Origin of the sequence: Janthinobacterium sp. SUN026 (assembly GCF_030397625.1) — a bacterium.
GTDB classification, from domain to species: Bacteria; Pseudomonadota; Gammaproteobacteria; order Burkholderiales; family Burkholderiaceae_D; genus Janthinobacterium; species Janthinobacterium kumbetense.
This window is the reverse complement of the sequence record NZ_JAPQNU010000001.1, coordinates 1,748,070-1,765,353: the sequence shown is the minus strand read 5'-3', so window position 1 is coordinate 1,765,353 and position 17,284 is coordinate 1,748,070. Positions and strand designations below refer to the sequence as shown.

Below are 17,284 nucleotides of genomic sequence, written 5' to 3'. Positions count from 1 at the left end.
GTTTCCTCGTCAGGCCTTGGTGTCGACTTCATGTTTGAGTCGCTCAATCAGGGCATCGACGGACATGACGCCCAGATCGACATTGCCCCGCGCCCGCACGGCCACTGTATTCGCATCCCGCTCTTTGTCGCCAATCACTAAGATGTAAGGCAATTTTTGTACGGAATGTTCACGTATTTTATAGGTAATCTTCTCGTTACGCAAATCAGCCTGTACGCGCAGCCCCGCTTTGCGCAGTTTTGTTGTTACTTCTTGTACATAATCGGCTTGAGCGTCGGAAATATTCAACACCGACACTTGCACCGGCGACAACCACAGCGGCATGGCGCCCGCGTAGTGTTCGATCAGGATGCCGATGAAACGTTCCAGCGAACCGACGATCGCGCGGTGCAGCATGATGGGCACCTGGCGCGTGTTGTCCACGGCCACATATTCGGCGCCCAGACGGCCCGGCATCGACGGATCGATCTGCACGGTACCCACTTGCCATGCGCGGCCCAGGCTGTCTTTCAGGTGGTATTCGATCTTCGGACCATAGAATGCACCCTCGCCCGGCAATTCCGTCCACTCCACGCCGCAGGCGCGCAGGGCCGAACGCAGGGATTCCTCGGCGAAATCCCACGACTCTTCCGTACCGATGCGGTTATCCGGGCGCAGCGCCAGTTTCACGTCGATATTCGTAAAGCCGAAAGCCGTGTACACATCCATCGCCTGCTGGTGGAACGCCGTCACTTCTCCGGCGATCTGCTCTTCCAGGCAGAAGATGTGGCCATCGTCCTGCGTAAAGCCGCGCACGCGCATCATGCCGTGCAAGGCGCCCGACGGCTCGTTGCGGTGGCATTGGCCGAATTCGCCGTAGCGCAATGGCAAGTCGCGGTAGCTGCGCATGCCATTGTTGAAAATCTGGATATGGCCAGGGCAATTCATCGGTTTCAGCGCATAGGCGCGGTTTTCCGATTCCGTGATGAACATGTTTTCACGGTAATTATCCCAGTGGCCGGTTTTTTCCCACAGGCCACGGTCGAGAATTTGCGGCGCCTTGACTTCCTGGTAGCCATTGACCTGGTAGACATTGCGCATGTATTGCTCGACTTGCTGCCAGATCGACCAGCCTTTCGGGTGCCAGAAGATCAGGCCTGGCGCTTCTTCCTGGAAATGGAAGAAATCGAGCTGCTTGCCCAGCTTGCGGTGGTCGCGCTTTTCCGCCTCTTCCAGGTTGTGCAGATACAGTTCCTGGTCTTCCTTCTTGGCCCAGGCCGTGCCATAGATACGCTGCAGCATCTCGTTTTTCGAGTCGCCGCGCCAGTAGGCGCCGGCCAGCTTCATCAGCTTGAAGACTTTCAGCTTGCCCGTCGATGGCACGTGAGGGCCGCGGCACAAGTCCGTGAACTTGCCTTCGGAATACAGCGACACTTCCTGGTCGGCCGGGATCGAACCGATCAATTCAGCCTTGTAGGCTTCGCCGATGCCCTTGAAGTATTCGATGGCTTCGTCGCGCGCGACAACCTTGCGCGTGACTTGCTCATCCTTCTTGGCCAGTTCCGCCATTTTCTTTTCGATCGCGACCAGATCTTCCGGCGTGAACGGGCGCTTGTAGGCGAAGTCATAGTAAAAACCGTTGTCGATCACGGGACCGATGGTCACTTGCGCTTCCGGGAACAATTCCTTGACGGCATACGCCAGCAAGTGGGCCGTCGAGTGGCGGATCACTTCCAGGCCGTCGGCGTCCTTGTCCGTCACGATCGCCAGTTCCGCGTCTTGCTCGATCAGATAGGAAGTATCGACCAGCTTGCCGTCGACCTTGCCGGCCAGGGCAGCCTTGGCCAGGCCGGTACCAATATTGGCCGCAACCTGGGCCACGGTGACCGGGCCGTCAAATTGACGGGCGGAACCATCGGGAAGTCGGATTGTAAGCATATTGATCTCCATATCGGCGCTGGCGCCAGGTAAAACTGCAATGTGATGGGTAAATAACTGAAAGGAAAACGCAGACGCAAAAAAACGCGGACTAGCCGCGTTTTTCACTTTCTTGAGACAAAGGAAACCCGTTCGACTAGCGTCACTCCCAAAGCTTGGTAGTAGTTCGCGGTGTCATAACCGGTTTTACCTTTCTCTCTAACTGCATTCTGGTGGGCGGTGAGGAATTCGAATCCCCGACCCCTTGGATGTCGACCAAGTATTCTAACCAGCTGAACTAACCGCCCGTAAAACTTTTGTTGATCATTGTATTTCAAATGACCGCTTGCGGCTTGCGCCAGCTTAAAACTCTTGAAAACTGCTTACTGCTAAATTCTGGTGGGCGGTGAGGAATTCGAATCCCCGACCCCTTGGATGTCGACCAAGTATTCTAACCAGCTGAACTAACCGCCCCGAAGACCAGCATTATAGAGAGGCTTTCCCAGAATGACAAGGGCTCTTTTACAGGAAACTTTAATCATTTCTCGGGGCGTCAGCCCCCTTTATATAGAGAGGGCCCGGCACACGCGGAATGCCGCTAGAATCGCGGCATGAACTCCACCCTATTCGCCTGGCTGAAAACCCTGAGCCGCATCTGCGGTTTTGAAACGGCCGACTCTTTCCCGCCCGGCCACCCGTATGCGCGCACGCGCTGGGATGCTGCGTATTTCGATATCGCCTCCGACGTAAAACCCGACGAGATGGAACAGCGCCTCTGCGCAGCCATTGCCAACACGCCGAGCGTCTTCGCCTACATCACCAATCCCACGCCGCGCATGCAGCGCGCGCTGCTGAACGTGATCCACGACCGGCTGCGGCGCCAGCCCGGCGCGGGCGCCACGGACCTGGTCTTGTTATTGATCAATGCCTACGCCAGCGAGCACATCATGGAAGCCGTGCCTGGCCTGCGCGCCCTGATCTTCAACACGGAACATGAAGAGACGAACCTGCGCGTGCATGCCATCCTGGAACTGCTGGTGGGTACGCCGCGGGGACTGGATGTGATCGATATGTAATCGTCACGCATGATTCGCGGGAACATAGCGCGCCCGCAAACGCATGAACGGCGTTTCCACCAATCTATATAAGAGCCAGCCCGTGACGATGCTGACAGCGATACTGGCAAGTATCGCCGGCGCACCGTCCGGCCCGTAGCCAAAGTCTTGCAACAAGGGCCGCAGCAGAATGCACAGCTGCTTGTGCAGCAAATAAATCGCATACGACCACAGGGCCAGGCTGGCCGCGCCCGGCACGCGCAGTTGATATAAAACACTGGCAGGACTCAGCGCGGCGATCAGCAATAAGGTAAAACTGGCGGCCAGGGCCGGATAACCGAACACCGTCACCCAATAACCATAGTGATCGGCGAGGAACACATAAAACATCAGCGCCGTGCCAAAGATTCCCGCCAGCAAGGTGCGATTGCCATAGGATGTCAGGCGCAGCCAGGCGCCAGGGTGGTAGTTTTTCAGCAGCGCCAGCGCCACGCCCGCCACCAGCTCGTCGAAACGGCACCACGACGCGTAATAAATGTATTTGTAATAGCCGAGGCCGCCTCGCGGCACGTGCACGTATTCATCCCACAGATAAGCACGCAGCAGCATGCCGACGATAAAGCTGGCGGCCACGGCCACCCACGCCCACAGCAGGGACTTGCGGCAAGCCGCGATCGCCAGCGCCACGGCCGGCAGCAGCACGTAGAACTGCTCTTCCACGCACAAGGACCACGCATGGGAAAACGCCGTGCCCGGCGTCAGATTGATGTTTTGCGTAAACGTCAGGAATTTCCACAGGGGAAGTAGCGCGCTATCGCCGCGAAACGCGGGCCACAAATAATACAGGGCCAGCACGGCATAGAAACTGGGCAAGGTGCGCAGGAAACGGCGCGCATAGAAGTGCGGCAAGGAAAAGCCTTGCTCGCTGCGCAAGGCCGCAAAGATCTGGTTGCCGATCAGGTAGCCGCTGAGGGCAAAGAACAGGTCCACGCCCGTCCAGCCGATTTCTCCCCAGAAACCAAAGGCCCCGCCCTCGCTGACGAACAACAAATAATGGTTCATGAAGACCAGCACGATGGCCAGCGCGCGCAAGGTGTCGAGGCCGTACAGGCGGGAAGGATGGGACGTACTGGTCATGGAATCGGCAAGGGAAAACAACATTGGCGCCGATCATGCCATGCCGGGGTGGGTGATGGGTACATTCCTGGCGACATTTTTACGGGTGCCGCTGCGAATCCCGCTAAAATATGCCGACCCCGCTTTCCCTTCCCTGATACCAATAGGATATGTCCAGCATGAGCAGCGCACTCCACTTCAAGTCCATCAACTACACGGGCCAGGGCAGCGGCCCGCGCCTGATCGTCACCGGCGCCGTGCACGGCAATGAAACCTGCGGCACCAAGGGCATCCACCGCGTGATGGCTGAACTCGACAGCGGCGCCCTGTCCATCGTGGCCGGCAGCGTCACTTTCGTGCCCATCACCAACCCGCTCGCTTACGCCAAGGGCGTGCGCAGCGGCGACCGCAACCTGAACCGCAACCTGTTCCCGAACGACGATCCGCAAGATTTCGAAGACCGCATCGCCAATTGGCTGTGCCCGCTGCTGGGCCAGCACGACGTGCTGCTCGACTTGCACTCATTCAATGCCGACAGCCAACCCTTCGTCATGGTGGGGCCGCGCAACAACGACGGCCCGCTGCAACCTTTTAAACATGAAGAAAAGGAACGCGCGCTGGCGCGCCGCCTGGGCGTGCGCCGCTTCGTCGACGGCTGGCTGCATGCGTATGGCCAGGGCGTGCAGCGCCGCCTGGGCAATAGTGACCAGGTGGGCCTGGTCTTGCGCTACGGCGTGGGCACCACCGAATACATGCGCTCGACGGGCGGCTATGCGCTCACCCTGGAATGCGGCCAGCACGCGGACCCGGCCGCGCCGGACGTGGCTTACCGCGCCATCATGAACACCTTGGCTTTCCTCGGTTTCATTGACGTGCCGCAACCGGAAGCCATCGCCGACGCCGACATGGAAGCGCTGAACATGGTCGTCGTGCACGACAAACTGCATGCAAGCGACCGCTTCATCAAGACCTGGTCCAGTTTTGACAAGGTCAAACAGGGCGAGCAGATCGGCGTGCGCGCGGACGGCACGCCCGTGACGGCCGAATTCGACGCCTATATCCTGTTTCCGGACGTCAATGCGGCAGCCAATGCGGAGTGGTATTACCTGGCGCGGGTGGCCAGCAGCTTTTGATTAGAGCCTATTCCAGTAGGGAGCGTCATCTGCTGGTAGCTCATCAGGAGCGCGGACAAGGCGTGAGGAGGACGCGTGGCGAGCCACGCGACGACGATCAACGCAGTCCCCGCTTCTGAGGGGCGCCAGCAGGGGATGTATTCATCTACTGGGATAGGCTCTTAGTGGCCGACGGACTTTGAAAACAAGTTAATGACGAGCACGCCGGCAATGATCAGCCCCAGGCCGATCAGGGCCGGCGTGTCCAGGCTTTGCTTGAACCAGAACCAGCCGACGGCGGAAATGAGCACGATGCCCACGCCCGACCAGATCGCGTACACGATGCCGGTAGGAATGACCTTCAAGGTCAGGGACAGGCACCAGAAGGCGATGCTGTAGCCAAGCACGGTGATGACGCTGGGCCACAAGCGGCTGAAGCCCTCGGACGCCTTCAAGGCGCTGGTGGCGATCACTTCGGCGATGATGGCGATGGCAAGGTAGAAATACGTCATGGCGAGACTCATGCTGGCATCCTTTATTGGGGGCTGAGCAGTTTCAAGCCCAGGATGCCCGACACGATCAGGGCGATGCAGGCGATGCGCGCGGCGCTGGCCGGCTCGCCCAGCACCATGATGCCGAAGATGGCCGTGCCGACGGTGCCGATGCCCGTCCAGATGGCGTACGCCGTGCCCAGCGGCAAGGTACGCAAGGCCAGGCCCAGCATCACCACGCTGCCCAGCATGGAAATAGCCGTCAGCACGGATGGCACGAGGCGGGTAAAGCCGGCACTGTATTTGAGGCCGATGGCCCAGCCGATTTCCAGCAAACCAGCCAATACCAAAATAATCCACGCCATCGTACTCTCCTGAGGCGGCAGGGTCGTCCCCGCCATGCAGCCCCGTCATCGAGCGGGGTCGTCCCCACAGGAGCAAAAGGAAAAGTATACCATTGGGTGAAAAGGCTTGCCGCAAGCACATTTTTCTAGTGTGGCCGCTCCAATCGAAAGTTGCCAAAAAACATGCACTTGGCAGCATAATTGGCGCATCCATTCACTTTCGGGAACAATGATGCTACTTCTGGCCCAAATCCTTACCGCCCTCATCCTGCTGCTGCACGTGTATATCGTGCTGCTGGAAACCGTGCTGTTCGATGCGCGCGGACGCAAGGTGTTTGGCCTGTCGAAGGAAAAAGCGGAGATCGTGCGTCCCGCCATGTCGAACCAGGGTTGCTACAACGGTTTTCTCGTCGCGGCGCTGGCGCTGGGCTTTTTTCACCCGGACGCGGCCATCGCCCATGCGTTTACCGTGTTCGGCCTGGCGTGCATCGCCGTGGCCGGCGCATGGGGTGCGGCCACCGTCATGACGCGCATCCTCTACCTGCAAACGGTGCCTGCCGTCATCGCCTTGCTGCTGTTCCACTTCGCCTGATCCCCGCCGGGGCGGCCAGCCGGCCGCCCTACCCCACTCCGTGCCGCCGGCGCATACCCCAAATGGGTGATGTTTCCAAAAAACATGCCCGATACAATTCCTTGTAGCAAAGATACCACCAGACACATGGTGGCAAGTCACCGTCCACAGGGAAAATCATGCAAGCACATCCAACCACCTTTGCCGTCACTTTGCTCGGCTGCCTCATGCTGTCCGCCTGCGGTGGTGGCGGCAGCGCCGACAGCGGCTCGGGCGGCGGTTCCACCAGCGCCAGCGGCGGCACCTCGTCCACCTGCCAGTACAACAATCTGATCAGCGATACGGAACGCAAGCAGGCCAGCGCCTGCGGCATCCAGGTATCGGGCAACTACGCCCAGGCCGATTCCGGCTATGACAGCGTGATCGCCGCCTGCAAGCAGGGCGAAAAGGCCAAGGCGGATACCTACTACAGCGGCACGTACCAGAAAATGGTCGACTACGCGCGCTCCGTGAGCAAGGAACTCGGCTGCGGGCAAAACAACGGCACCACCTTGCCCAACAACACCGTGGCCAGCAACTACAATTTCTGTGTCAAAAGCACCACCGTCAATGGTAAGCTCAGCTATGAAGGCGCTTGCTACGGCCCTGTCAAATCCGGCGAAGGGGGCTGCGGCAGCGGTTATAACTATGTGAGCCAGTACGCCAGCCTCAGCACGTGCACCTCCGGCGGTAAAAGCTGGCTGGAATCGCGCTAGGGAAGCCGGGCGGCCGCTGCCAAGGCCGCCCGCGCCATGCCTTGTCCACCGCTTGCCGCCATGAGGATCGCCAATGACGCCATCGCTCGCCGTCGCCAGCCAGGCACTGATTACCCTGATCTATGAAGCGGCCACACAACATATCCAATGGCAAGATTTCCTTGCCGCCTTTGCACGCCAGTTGAAATCGCACGCGGGCTTGATCTGGGCCAATGATTTCAACAACCGCTCGGTCGACGTCCAGCTGCCCGGCAGCGGCCTGTCCGCCACCTATGGCTTCGAAACGGATGCCATGGCCAGCTTTGCCAGCTATTACGGCGCGCGCAATGTCTGGCTGGAAGACGCCACCCTGCACCACGAAGGCGCCGTCGTCACCGGCTCCATGCTGTTTCCCGACCATTGCCTGAAGAAAACCGAATACTGGACGGACTGGCTGCGCCCGCAAGACATCTTTTATACGGCGGCGGCCATCGTCGAATTGCGCGCCGAGCGCTCCACCAACGTCACCGTGGTGCGCCGCGAACGGGCAGGCGCCTACGAGGCGGGCGAGCTGGCGCTGATCCGCAGCCTGATGCCGCATTTGCAGACGGCCTTTGCCCTGCAGCGCAAGCTGCGCCGGCTGGAAGTGCTGTCCCGGAGTTCCACCCAGGTGCTGGAATTGCTGCCGTTTGGCGTGCTGCTGCTCGACGCCACGTCGCAATTGCTGTACGCCAACGAGCGGGCGCTGGCCATGACGGCTGCGACGCGGCTGCTGCAGTTGCGCGAAGGCGCGCCCCTGTATTGCCCGCGAGAAGCGGACAACGGCGCGCTGCGGCGCATGCTGCATGAGGCGGCGCAAACGGGCACGGCGGCGGCAGGCGGCCCCGGCGGCGTGCTCAACCTGAGCGGCTTGACGGGAGAACAGCTGCGCCTGCGCGTCACGCCCCTGCCCTCCTGGCACAGTCCGTTCGGCTCGGCCAGCGCCATCGCCGTCTTTCTCAGCGACAGCAGCGACCTGATCACATCCCTGGCCGCCACCCTGCGCAATTTCTATGGCATGACGGTGGCCGAGGCGCGCCTGACGGAAGCGCTCGTCAACGGCTATTCCCTGCAGGAATACGCCGAACGCCAGCGCATTTCCATCCACACGGCGCGCACGCAGATCAAGAGCGCCACCGCCAAGGCCGGCGCCCAGCGCCAGGTGGACCTGGTGCGCATCGTGTTGACGGGCCCGGCCGTGCTGCAGCGCAATCCCCTTCCCGCCTGAATCCGTTCAAAAACGCGCGCCGCCAGCACGCTTTTCATTTATATCGTAAGATAGATATATCGCAAAACAGCGATATTAGAATTGAACAACTACGATATATACATCGCTGAAAAGCGAATTGTATGTTCAGGAGAAACAATATGGATATCGACGCCATCCACAAGGCGCTGGCCAATCCGGTGCGCCGGCAGATTTTGCAATGGCTCAAGGAGCCGGAACAGTATTTCCAGGAGCAGGACCACCCGCTGCACCTGGGCGTGTGCGCCGGCCTGATCGACCGCCGCCTGAACCTGTCGCAATCGACGGTCTCGGCGCACCTGGCCAGCTTGCAAAAGGCGGGTCTGATTTCCGCAACCAAGGTGGGCCAATGGAGTTTCTTCAGCCGCAACGAAGCCACCATCCAGGCCTTTCTCGATCACATGCAGCAAGGTTTGTAAGCACAGCTTTCATCTTGACAACTCCGTCTCAACGCCGCTCGAGTGGCCCCAACAAGGAAATGATAATCATGGCAACTTTATTCGACCCCATCACCATTGGCAGTCTGCAACTGAAAAACCGCATCATCATGGCGCCGCTGACGCGTTCGCGCGCCGGCAATCCGGGCCGCGTGCCCAACGCCCTGATGGCCGAGTACTACACGCAGCGCGCCTCGGCCGGCATGATCATCTCGGAAGCGACGGCCGTCACGCCGCAGGGCGTGGGCTACGCCGACACGCCGGGTATCTGGTCCGAGGAACAGGTGGAAGGCTGGAAACACATCACCCGGGCCGTGCATGACGCTGGCGGCCTGATCGTGCTGCAGCTGTGGCATGTGGGCCGCATTTCCGCCCCCGTCTTCCTCGATGGCGACTTGCCCGTGGCGCCCAGCGCCGTCAAGCCGGCCGGCCACGTGAGCCTGGTGCGTCCGAAACAGGAGTTCGTCACGCCGCGCGCGCTCGATACGGAAGAAATTCCCGGCATCGTGGCAGCCTACCGCCTGGGCGCCGAAAATGCGAAAAAAGCGGGTTTCGACGGCGTGGAAATCCATGGCGCCAATGGTTATTTGCTCGACCAGTTCCTGCAAGACAGCACCAACTTGCGCACCGACAACTACGGCGGTTCGATTGAAAACCGCGCCCGTTTGATGCTGGAAGTGACGGACGCGTGCATCGAAGTCTGGGGCGCCGACAAGGTGGGCATGCACCTGGCGCCGCGCCGCGATGCGCACGACATGGGCGATTCGGACCCGCGCGCCACCTTCGGCTACGTGGCACGCGAGCTGGGCAAGCGCGGCATCGCCTTCATCTGCGCCCGCGAAGCGCTGGGCGAAGACCGCCTGGGCCCGTACCTGAAGCAGGAATTCGGCGGCGTGTACATTGCCAACGAAAAAATGGACAAGGCGGCGGCCAAAGCCCTGCTGGCCAAGGGCGAAGCCGATGCCGTCGCCTTTGGCCTGTGGTTCATCGCCAACCCCGACCTGCCCACCCGCCTGCACAGCGACGCGCCCTTGAATCCGCTGAACCCGGACACCCTGTACGCGCCGGACGCTGCCGGCTACACGGACTACCCGGCGCTGGCGGCACAAGCCTGAACGGCAAGCTGAACGGCACCCTGAAAGCCACCTGAGCGGCGCTGCGCCGCTCCTTTCCCCTGGCGGCGTACGCGACGATGCCAACGCACTGACTGCGTGACGATCGCCGCGTCCGCCGCTTTTTTATTGACGCCGCCGCGCCGTTCCCTCACCTTCAGCGCCATCGGCGCCGTGCCGGCCGGGCCGGACGGCGCGCCTGCACGCTGCTGAAGACGCGGCGTATCACCTCGACCGGTACCGCGTGCTCGCGCAAATACGCTGTCGCCACCGTCCGCCCCAGTGCGTGGTGGAAGGCGACGCCCCGCTCGACGAGCTCGGCCATCACCTTGTCCGTTCGCACATTCTCCCCATTCACCTCGTCGATGCTGTTTTTCATGCCATGGCTCCCTGTCGGGTGGATCAACACTGCATGAAGTTTTGACCACATTGTGCGCATTTAGTGCCCGACACGGAGGTCAAGCATCGTTAAAATAGCAGCAGCAACGGCCCCGACACCGCATGAATAGCGGCCTCGGCTGCTTGTCGCCATCGCCAGCCCCGTATAGAATGCCTGCGCAGAATTTTGCTTCAAGGAAAATGGCCACCAGCGCCATCCCATTAAGAACAGTGTCACTGAAGGGTATCAATGGACGATTTATTTGTACAAGCGGGCGACTTGCCGACCTGGCACCAGCGTTGCGCGCTGCGCGTGCTGCACCTGTTTGGCTGGCGCATGCGCTTCCGTCCCCTGCCGGGGCCGCGCGGCATCGCCGTCGTCTACCCACACACGTCCAACTGGGATTTCATGGTGGGCCTGTTCGGCAAATGGGCGCTGTCCTTGCCCTTCCGCTGGCTGGCCAAGGATTCCCTGTTCCGCGGCCCCATGGGCAAGGTGCTGCGCTACCTGGGCGGCGAACCCGTCGACCGCAGCACCACCAGCGGCACCATTCAGCGCCAGGCCGAGCGCATGCTGGCCGCCGACTGGTACTGGCTGGCCATCACGCCGGAAGCGACGCGCAGCTACCGTCCGAACTGGAAAAGCGGCTTTTATCACCTGGCCGTGGCTGCCAAGGTACCGCTGTTGCTGGTGTACATCGACTACCCGAACAAGGTGCTGGGCGTTGTCGACCATTTATATTTGACGGGCGACAAGGATGCCGACATGGCCGCCATCGCCGCCGTGTATGCGGGCCACCAGGGCTTGCACCCGGAAAAGGCGGCGCCCATCGTGCTGTCGGAGCGCCGTCCCGGTTCTTAATTCAGTCCCATCAACACCACACCGGCTGCCGTCAAGGCCACGCCGGCCACGCGCAGCATGCGCTCGGCCAATACCTGGCCGAGGAAACGTCCCGCCCCCAGCAAGACAGCCGAGGCCAGCATGAAGCCGCACGCGGCCGAGGCGGCCGGCAATTCCTGGCCATGCGCATTGCCATGCGCCAAGGCAAACACGCCCACCAGGCCCATGCCGAGCCAGTTCGGCAAGGCCAGCGCCAGCGCGATGGCCAGCCCCACCAGCGCCACCGTGGCGGCGATGCCCGTTTCCAGCCCCGGCACCGTCAATCCGACCATGCCGGCCAGCGCGCCCAGCAGCATCATGCCGAGAAAAGTGGCGGGCTGGGCCAGGCCGCCGCGCTGCTGGCCGCCCCAGATGCCCACGCCCAGCATGGCCAGCAAATGGTCGATGCCCGTGAACGGATGGGCGAAACCGGCCAGGAAGCCGGCGTTCTCGCCATGACCGGGATGGGCCATGGCGGGCAAGGCCAGCAGGCACAGCGCCGCCACGGCGGCCGTTTTCTTCATCAGTCTTGCGCTCATTGCAGCTCCTTGCCTGGTTGATCGAGCAAACCTTGCTCGCGGATAAAATCGATAACGACCTGCACGCCGTCGCCGCTGCGCAGGTTGGTGAACACGAAGGGACGTTCGCCGCGCATGCGCCTGGCGTCCTGCGCCATGATGTCCAGGTTGGCGCCCACGTAGGGCGCCAGATCCGTCTTGTTGATGATCAACAAATCGGAACGCGTGATGCCGGGCCCGCCCTTGCGCGGGATCTTTTCGCCGCCAGCCACGTCGATCACGTAAATCGTCAAGTCCGACAATTCCGGGCTGAAGGTGGCCGCCAGGTTATCGCCGCCCGATTCGACCAGGATCAAGTCGAGATTCGGAAAGTCTGCTTGCATGCGCGCGATGGCTTCCAGGTTGATCGACGCATCTTCGCGGATGGCCGTGTGCGGGCAGCCGCCCGTTTCCACACCCATCAGGCGCTCGGCCGGCAAGGCATCGGCGCGCAGCAGGATTTCCATGTCTTCCTTGGTATAGATGTCGTTCGTGATGACGGCCATGTCGTAGCGCTCGCGCATGCCCTTGCACAGCATTTCGCACAGGGCCGTCTTGCCCGAGCCGACGGGGCCGCCGATGCCTACGCGCAGGGGGTTTGAGGTAATCGATGTCATGTTGTAGTCTCTCGTGGTAGTGTTCAGGAGCGGTACAGTCGGCTGTACTGCACTTCGTGCCGCATCGACAGCAGCGACAGGCCAGGCGCCCAGTTGCCCATCTCGTCGTCTTGCAAGGTTTGCGCCGTGAAGGCCGCCGCTTCCAGGTCCGGCCGCAGCGACAGCAGCAGCCGCTGGCCCGCCACCTGCCCCAGCGGCACGGATTTCACGCAGACAAGCACCTGGTTTTCCGCCCACGCGAACAGCATGGCCAGCAACGCCTCTTCGCGCGGAATGGCCAGCGCCGCCACGGCGCAGGCATACGCGGTGGGCAGGGCCACTTCCGGCTGGCCCTGCAGCATGTCGATCAGCACGCCGTCGGCCACGCCCAGCTCGGCCAGCAATTTGGTCAGCGAATATCCCATCTGGATGGTTTCGGCGCGAAATTCCGCCGTGTCGCGCGAAGCGATGAAACGCTCGCTCCAGCGCTGCACGGCGCGCAGATCCTGCGCTTCGAAGGCTTGCATCAAGCGCCAGCACAGGGGCGCCTCCCAGCGCGCCACCACCTGGGCCAGATGCTGGGCGATCCATTCGCGCGCCGTGGCCGCATCCGTCACCAGGTTTGACTCCAGCGCCGCTTCCAGCCCCTGCGAATAGCTGTAGGCGCCGATCGGCAAGGCCGGGCTGGCGAACTGCAGCAGATGCAGCAGGGCCGACGCCTGCATCATGCGGCGCCTGGCGCGCCCGGCGTATCACCGGGGCGGTGGATCTTTTGCCGCAGCGGCACGGGTGCCAGCAAATGCTGGCCGTGGCCGTCGTGGTGGCCATGGCCGCCGCCATACGCGCCCGCCTCCGGCTCGAACGGCGCGCTTTCTTCCGTCACAGTCGCTTGCAAGCCTTCCAGCATCTCCTTGAGCACCACGTCCTTGCGGATGCGCAAAAAGCCGTCGCCCACCTGCGCCTGCGTGTGGCGGTTCCCAAGGTGGAAGGCGCAGCGCAGCAGGGTATGCGCATCCGCGCACTGCACCAGATAGGTCGGTTCGCGCGCGGCGACGATCTGCACCACAGTTCCTTCCGGCCCCGTCATGCGTTCGCCGTCGCGCAGCACCGTGCCGCGCACGGTGAACACGGCGACATCCTCGCCATTCGACAGCACGGCGCGCAGCCGGCATTTTTCGCGCTGGTCGTAGGGCAGCACCAGTTGGGCGACGGCGGCGCGATGGTCGTCAGCCGTCAGTTTGGTATGCAAAGTGAGCATGCTTGTCTCCCGCTTAAAATAGAAAATAACGCTGCGCCATGGGCAATACGGATGCCGCCTCGCACACGAGCAGCTGGCCGTCGGCGCGCACGGCGTAGGTTTCCGGATCCACTTCCATGTGCGGCGTGGCGCTGTTGTGGACCATGTCGTGCTTGCGCAAGCCGCGCATGTTCTTCACGGCGATGACGGATTTGTTGAGTTTGAGCTGGTGGCCGATATCGAGGTCGTAGGCCGCCTGCGAGACAAACGTAAACGACTTTTTCAGGCCGCCGCCGAAGGCGCCGAACATCATGCGGTAGTGCACGGGCTGGGGCGTGGGAATCGAGGCGTTCGGGTCGCCCATCTGCGCGGCCGCGATCATGCCGCCTTTTAAAATCATCGATGGCTTGACGCCGAAGAAGGCCGGCTTCCACAGCACGATGTCGGCGATCTTGCCCGCCTCGAGCGAGCCCACCACGTGCGAAATGCCATGCGTGATGGCCGGATTGATCGTGTACTTGGCGATATAGCGCTTGGCGCGGAAATTGTCGCTGCGCGCCGTGTCGGGCGCCAGCGCGCCCCGCTGCACCTTCATCTTGTGCGCCGTCTGCCAGGTGCGCATGATAACTTCGCCCACCCTGCCCATGGCTTGCGAGTCGGACGACATCATCGAGATGGCGCCGATATCGTGCAGGATGTCTTCGGCGGCGATGGTTTCGCGGCGGATGCGCGACTCGGCGAACGCCACGTCTTCGGCGATGGCCGGATCGAGGTGGTGGCACACCATCAGCATGTCCAGGTGCTCGTCGAGCGTGTTGACGGTGAACGGGCGCGTGGGGTTGGTCGACGAGGGCAGCACGTTGGCTTGCCCGACGGCGGCGATGATGTCGGGCGCATGGCCGCCGCCCGCCCCTTCCGTGTGAAACGTGTGGATGGTGCGGTCCTTGAAGGCCGCCAGCGTGTGTTCCAGGAAGCCGCCCTCGTTGAGGGTATCGCTGTGCAGCGCCACCTGGATATCCATGCGGTCGGCCACGGACAGGCAATTGTCGATGGCGGCCGGCGTGCTGCCCCAGTCTTCGTGCAGTTTCAGGCCGATGGCGCCCGCGCGCACCTGCTCTTCCAGGGGCAGCGGCAAGCTGACGTTCCCTTTTCCCATGAAGCCCAGGTTCATCGGGAAGGCGTCGGCGGCCGCCAGCATGGCGTGCAAATGCCACGGCCCCGGCGTGCAGGTAGTGGCGGCCGTGCCCACGGCCGGCCCCGTGCCGCCGCCCAGCATGGTGGTCACGCCGCTCATCAGCGCTTCCTCGATCTGCTGCGGGCAGATGAAGTGGATATGCGTGTCGACGCCGCCGGCCGTAACGATCATGCCTTCGCCGGCGATGATTTCCGTCGCGCCGCCGATGGGGAGGGTGACGCCGGGCTGGATGTCCGGGTTGCCCGCCTTGCCGATGCCGAAAATCAGGCCGTTTTTCAGGCCGATGTCCGCCTTCACGATGCCCCAGTGGTCGAGGATGACGGCATTCGTGATGACGGTGTCCATCACCTCGGCCGCGCAGCGCTGCGACTGGCCCATGCCGTCGCGGATCACCTTGCCGCCGCCGAATTTCACCTCTTCGCCGTAGATCGCGTAGTCATGCTCGATCTCGATGAACAGTTCCGTGTCGGCCAGGCGGATGCGGTCGCCCTTGGTGGGGCCGAACATTTCGGCGTACGCGCTGCGGGGAATGCTGGCCATCTCAATCCTTTCCCGGTGGAGTGTCTTGCAGTTCACCCATCACTGCGCCATTGAAGCCGTAGACCTTGCGTTCGCCCGCCAGCGCCACCAGTTCCACCGTGCGCTGCTGGCCCGGTTCGAAGCGCACGGCCGTGCCGGCCGTGATATTGAGGCGCATGCCATAGGCGCGCCAGCGCTCGAAGGCCAGCGCCGGGTTGACCTCGAAAAAGTGGAAATGCGAGCCCACCTGGATCGGCCGGTCGCCCCGGTTGGCCACCACCACGGTAGCCGTGGCGCGGCCCGCATTGAGGCTGATTTCGCCTTCTTCCAATTTGTATTCGCCTGGGGTCATAATGTTTTCCTTCGTCAAAGCGCTCTACGCTGGCCGGCGGATCGCCGGCGCCACACAGGCACGGCGCGGATGGCGCCCTGCCATGCAATCAAAACTACGGTATCGGGTGGTGCACGGTCACCAGCTTGCTGCCGTCGGGGAAAGTCGCTTCCACCTGGATATCGGGGATCATCTCGGCGATGCCGTCCATGACGTCGGCGCGCGACAGAATCTTCGTACCGTCCGACATCAGCTGCGCCACCGACTTGCCGTCGCGCGCGCCTTCCATGATGGCGGCGCTGATCAGGGCCACCGCTTCCGGATAATTGAGCTTCAAGCCGCGCGCCAGGCGCCGTTCGGCCAGCAGCGCGGCCGTAAAAATGAGCAGCTTGTCTTTTTCGCGGGGAGTCAGGTCCATGGTTTTCCTTGCGCTTCTTTCCTGATTAAGTGTTCCAGATACGGGGCACGACGGCGTCGCGTCCCAGCATGGCGGGACGCAGCAGCTGCCAGGCGGCCAGCATGATGCGGCGCGCCGCCTCGCTGTCGCCGCACAGCAGGCGCACCACCACCAGCGCTTTCATGTGGGTGGCGCCAAACGCGGCGCCGGCCGGTACGGCGATCTCGCGCACGGCCGCCAGCACGGCGGGAGAAACGGGCATGCCGACGGCGATCAGGGTAGCGCACACCGTGTGGCCCCCCAATCCCAGCGGGCTGGCCATCAGGGCGCCGTCGGCGGCCAGCACGCCCTGCTCCCACCACAGCAGCTTGCCGCCGCGGCGTATCTGCACCTGCTGGCTGATGCTGCCCATGTTGAACATTTCACCCGAGGCGCCGCGGCCCAGGCAAACGATGTCGCAGCCGATGTAGCGGGCGTCCGGCGCCAGTTCCACCTCGTGGCGCAGGCGCACGCAAGCCTGGTCAAAGAAAATGCTTTCCTGCGGCAGCCACTCGATGGCGGCGCCGCTGCCGGCGCGCAGCACGAGGTGCTGGCCCGAGACATGGCCGTTCGCGCGGTACCACTTGGCGGCGCCCGGCGACGTGAGCAAGGCGTGCGCGCCCTCGCCCACCGTGGCGTCAACGGCCAGCTGGTCGCCGCCCACCACGCCGCCGGGCGGATGGATGATGATGGCGTGGCAAACGGCAGCGCCTTCCGGATACAGGGGCTTTTGCACGCGCAGGGGGCCGCTGTGCGTGCGCTCGACGAGGCGGCTGACGCCATCGTGCAGCGCAAAGCCCAGGCGCAAATGCGCCTGCCAGGCGCTGTGCGCGCTGGCGGCAGAAGGCGTTGCGAAATGTGGGCTGTCTGGCATGCACTGCAATCGTGTAAATAACGATCTACAAAGCAGGATGCATGCCAGCGTCAGAGGGAAGAAACGTGAGAATCATGCACCGCATTGCGGCGCCCGCACCATATCAGTGCAATTACAGTGCAGGCGCG

21 protein-coding genes and 2 tRNA genes are annotated in these 17,284 nt (G+C 62.5%); 8 read left to right on the top strand and 15 right to left on the bottom strand.

Translation table 11 applies throughout. The annotated features are described in order from the left end of the window. Positions 1 to 9 precede the first annotated feature (9 nt). From thrS to OX459_RS08085, 3 genes are all read right to left on the bottom strand, one after another. Positions 10 to 1,917, bottom strand: coding sequence for a threonine--tRNA ligase (thrS, locus tag OX459_RS08095; RefSeq protein WP_102294334.1), 1,908 nt, complete (start codon positions 1,915 to 1,917; stop codon positions 10 to 12). A gap of 210 nt (positions 1,918 to 2,127) precedes the next feature. Beyond that, positions 2,128 to 2,204 (bottom strand) — tRNA-Val (locus tag OX459_RS08090). Between the two features lie 89 nt (positions 2,205 to 2,293). Then, positions 2,294 to 2,370 (bottom strand) — tRNA-Val (locus OX459_RS08085). Between the two features lie 137 nt (positions 2,371 to 2,507). On the opposite strand from OX459_RS08085, the gene OX459_RS08080 reads away from it, so the two are divergent. Beyond that, positions 2,508 to 2,972 carry a hypothetical protein gene (locus tag OX459_RS08080; protein ID WP_289904514.1) on the top strand — a complete coding sequence of 155 codons (465 nt, stop codon included), beginning with the start codon at positions 2,508 to 2,510 and terminating at the stop codon, positions 2,970 to 2,972. A 3-nt stretch (positions 2,973 to 2,975) separates the two neighbouring features. Here the strand turns inward: OX459_RS08080 and OX459_RS08075 are convergent, their stop codons facing one another. Continuing rightward, positions 2,976 to 4,088, bottom strand: a complete 1,113-nt coding sequence (locus tag OX459_RS08075) for an acyltransferase (protein ID WP_289904513.1) — start codon at positions 4,086 to 4,088, stop codon at positions 2,976 to 2,978. Positions 4,089 to 4,246: 158 nt separating this feature from the next. On the opposite strand from OX459_RS08075, the gene OX459_RS08070 reads away from it, so the two are divergent. Continuing rightward, the gene (locus OX459_RS08070) at positions 4,247 to 5,200 is read left to right on the top strand and encodes a succinylglutamate desuccinylase/aspartoacylase family protein (RefSeq protein ID WP_257218961.1); all 954 of its coding nucleotides are present in this window, start codon (positions 4,247 to 4,249) and stop codon (positions 5,198 to 5,200) included. 161 nt (positions 5,201 to 5,361) lie between these two features. Here the strand turns inward: OX459_RS08070 and OX459_RS08065 are convergent, their stop codons facing one another. Both OX459_RS08065 and sugE read right to left on the bottom strand, forming a co-directional pair. After that, complete coding sequence (locus tag OX459_RS08065) at positions 5,362 to 5,691, bottom strand: SMR family transporter (protein ID WP_289898402.1); 330 nt, start codon at positions 5,689 to 5,691, stop codon at positions 5,362 to 5,364. 23 nt (positions 5,692 to 5,714) lie between these two features. Continuing rightward, entirely contained in the window at positions 5,715 to 6,035 is a 321-nt protein-coding gene (gene sugE / locus OX459_RS08060; protein WP_034783172.1) for a quaternary ammonium compound efflux SMR transporter SugE, read from the bottom strand. Between the two features lie 211 nt (positions 6,036 to 6,246). Between sugE and OX459_RS08055 the strand changes: the two genes are divergently transcribed. The 5 genes from OX459_RS08055 (at position 6,247) to OX459_RS08035 (ending at position 10,156) form a co-directional block, all read left to right on the top strand. Beyond that, positions 6,247 to 6,606: a DUF1304 domain-containing protein gene (locus OX459_RS08055; RefSeq protein ID WP_150131136.1), complete on the top strand. Its 360-nt coding sequence runs from the start codon at positions 6,247 to 6,249 to the stop codon at positions 6,604 to 6,606. Between the two features lie 158 nt (positions 6,607 to 6,764). Next, a complete protein-coding gene (locus OX459_RS08050) occupies positions 6,765 to 7,340 on the top strand; it encodes a hypothetical protein (RefSeq protein ID WP_289904512.1) in 576 nt (191 codons plus the stop codon). A gap of 73 nt (positions 7,341 to 7,413) precedes the next feature. Continuing rightward, the gene (locus OX459_RS08045; RefSeq protein WP_289904510.1) at positions 7,414 to 8,586 is read left to right on the top strand and encodes a helix-turn-helix transcriptional regulator; all 1,173 of its coding nucleotides are present in this window, start codon (positions 7,414 to 7,416) and stop codon (positions 8,584 to 8,586) included. A gap of 140 nt (positions 8,587 to 8,726) precedes the next feature. After that, positions 8,727 to 9,023 carry a helix-turn-helix transcriptional regulator gene (locus OX459_RS08040; RefSeq protein WP_034751927.1) on the top strand — a complete coding sequence of 99 codons (297 nt, stop codon included), beginning with the start codon at positions 8,727 to 8,729 and terminating at the stop codon, positions 9,021 to 9,023. Positions 9,024 to 9,091: 68 nt separating this feature from the next. Further along, positions 9,092 to 10,156 (top strand): alkene reductase, encoded by a 1,065-nt coding sequence (locus OX459_RS08035; RefSeq protein ID WP_289904509.1) that lies wholly within the window; start codon positions 9,092 to 9,094, stop codon positions 10,154 to 10,156. Positions 10,157 to 10,310: 154 nt separating this feature from the next. Here the strand turns inward: OX459_RS08035 and OX459_RS08030 are convergent, their stop codons facing one another. Next, a complete protein-coding gene (locus tag OX459_RS08030; protein WP_077406246.1) occupies positions 10,311 to 10,532 on the bottom strand; it encodes a hypothetical protein in 222 nt (73 codons plus the stop codon). A 249-nt stretch (positions 10,533 to 10,781) separates the two neighbouring features. Between OX459_RS08030 and OX459_RS08025 the strand changes: the two genes are divergently transcribed. Next, a complete protein-coding gene (locus OX459_RS08025) occupies positions 10,782 to 11,393 on the top strand; it encodes a 1-acyl-sn-glycerol-3-phosphate acyltransferase (RefSeq protein WP_099667400.1) in 612 nt (203 codons plus the stop codon). Here OX459_RS08025 and OX459_RS08020 read toward each other — a convergent pair. From OX459_RS08020 to OX459_RS07985, 8 genes are all read right to left on the bottom strand, one after another. Then, entirely contained in the window at positions 11,390 to 11,950 is a 561-nt protein-coding gene (locus tag OX459_RS08020; protein WP_289904507.1) for a HupE/UreJ family protein, read from the bottom strand. The two genes, OX459_RS08025 and OX459_RS08020, sit on opposite strands and share 4 nt — an antisense overlap. Continuing rightward, positions 11,947 to 12,585 (bottom strand): urease accessory protein UreG, encoded by a 639-nt coding sequence (ureG, locus tag OX459_RS08015; RefSeq protein ID WP_251348200.1) that lies wholly within the window; start codon positions 12,583 to 12,585, stop codon positions 11,947 to 11,949. Before ureG ends, OX459_RS08020 begins: the two co-directional genes overlap by 4 nt. 23 nt (positions 12,586 to 12,608) lie before the next feature. Beyond that, positions 12,609 to 13,289 carry an urease accessory protein UreF gene (locus OX459_RS08010; protein WP_289904833.1) on the bottom strand — a complete coding sequence of 227 codons (681 nt, stop codon included), beginning with the start codon at positions 13,287 to 13,289 and terminating at the stop codon, positions 12,609 to 12,611. After that, complete coding sequence (gene ureE, locus OX459_RS08005; RefSeq protein ID WP_289904505.1) at positions 13,289 to 13,822, bottom strand: urease accessory protein UreE; 534 nt, start codon at positions 13,820 to 13,822, stop codon at positions 13,289 to 13,291. Before ureE ends, OX459_RS08010 begins: the two co-directional genes overlap by 1 nt. A gap of 13 nt (positions 13,823 to 13,835) precedes the next feature. Then, positions 13,836 to 15,536, bottom strand: a complete 1,701-nt coding sequence (ureC, locus tag OX459_RS08000) for an urease subunit alpha (RefSeq protein ID WP_289904504.1) — start codon at positions 15,534 to 15,536, stop codon at positions 13,836 to 13,838. Between the two features lies 1 nt (position 15,537). Further along, positions 15,538 to 15,867: an urease subunit beta gene (locus OX459_RS07995; RefSeq protein WP_251348197.1), complete on the bottom strand. Its 330-nt coding sequence runs from the start codon at positions 15,865 to 15,867 to the stop codon at positions 15,538 to 15,540. Positions 15,868 to 15,961: 94 nt separating this feature from the next. Then, entirely contained in the window at positions 15,962 to 16,264 is a 303-nt protein-coding gene (locus OX459_RS07990) for an urease subunit gamma (RefSeq protein ID WP_034751936.1), read from the bottom strand. A 25-nt stretch (positions 16,265 to 16,289) separates the two neighbouring features. After that, on the bottom strand, positions 16,290 to 17,156 hold the full coding sequence (locus tag OX459_RS07985; RefSeq protein WP_289904502.1) for an urease accessory protein UreD: 867 nt from the start codon (positions 17,154 to 17,156) through the stop codon (positions 16,290 to 16,292). Positions 17,157 to 17,284: the final 128 nt, after the last annotated feature.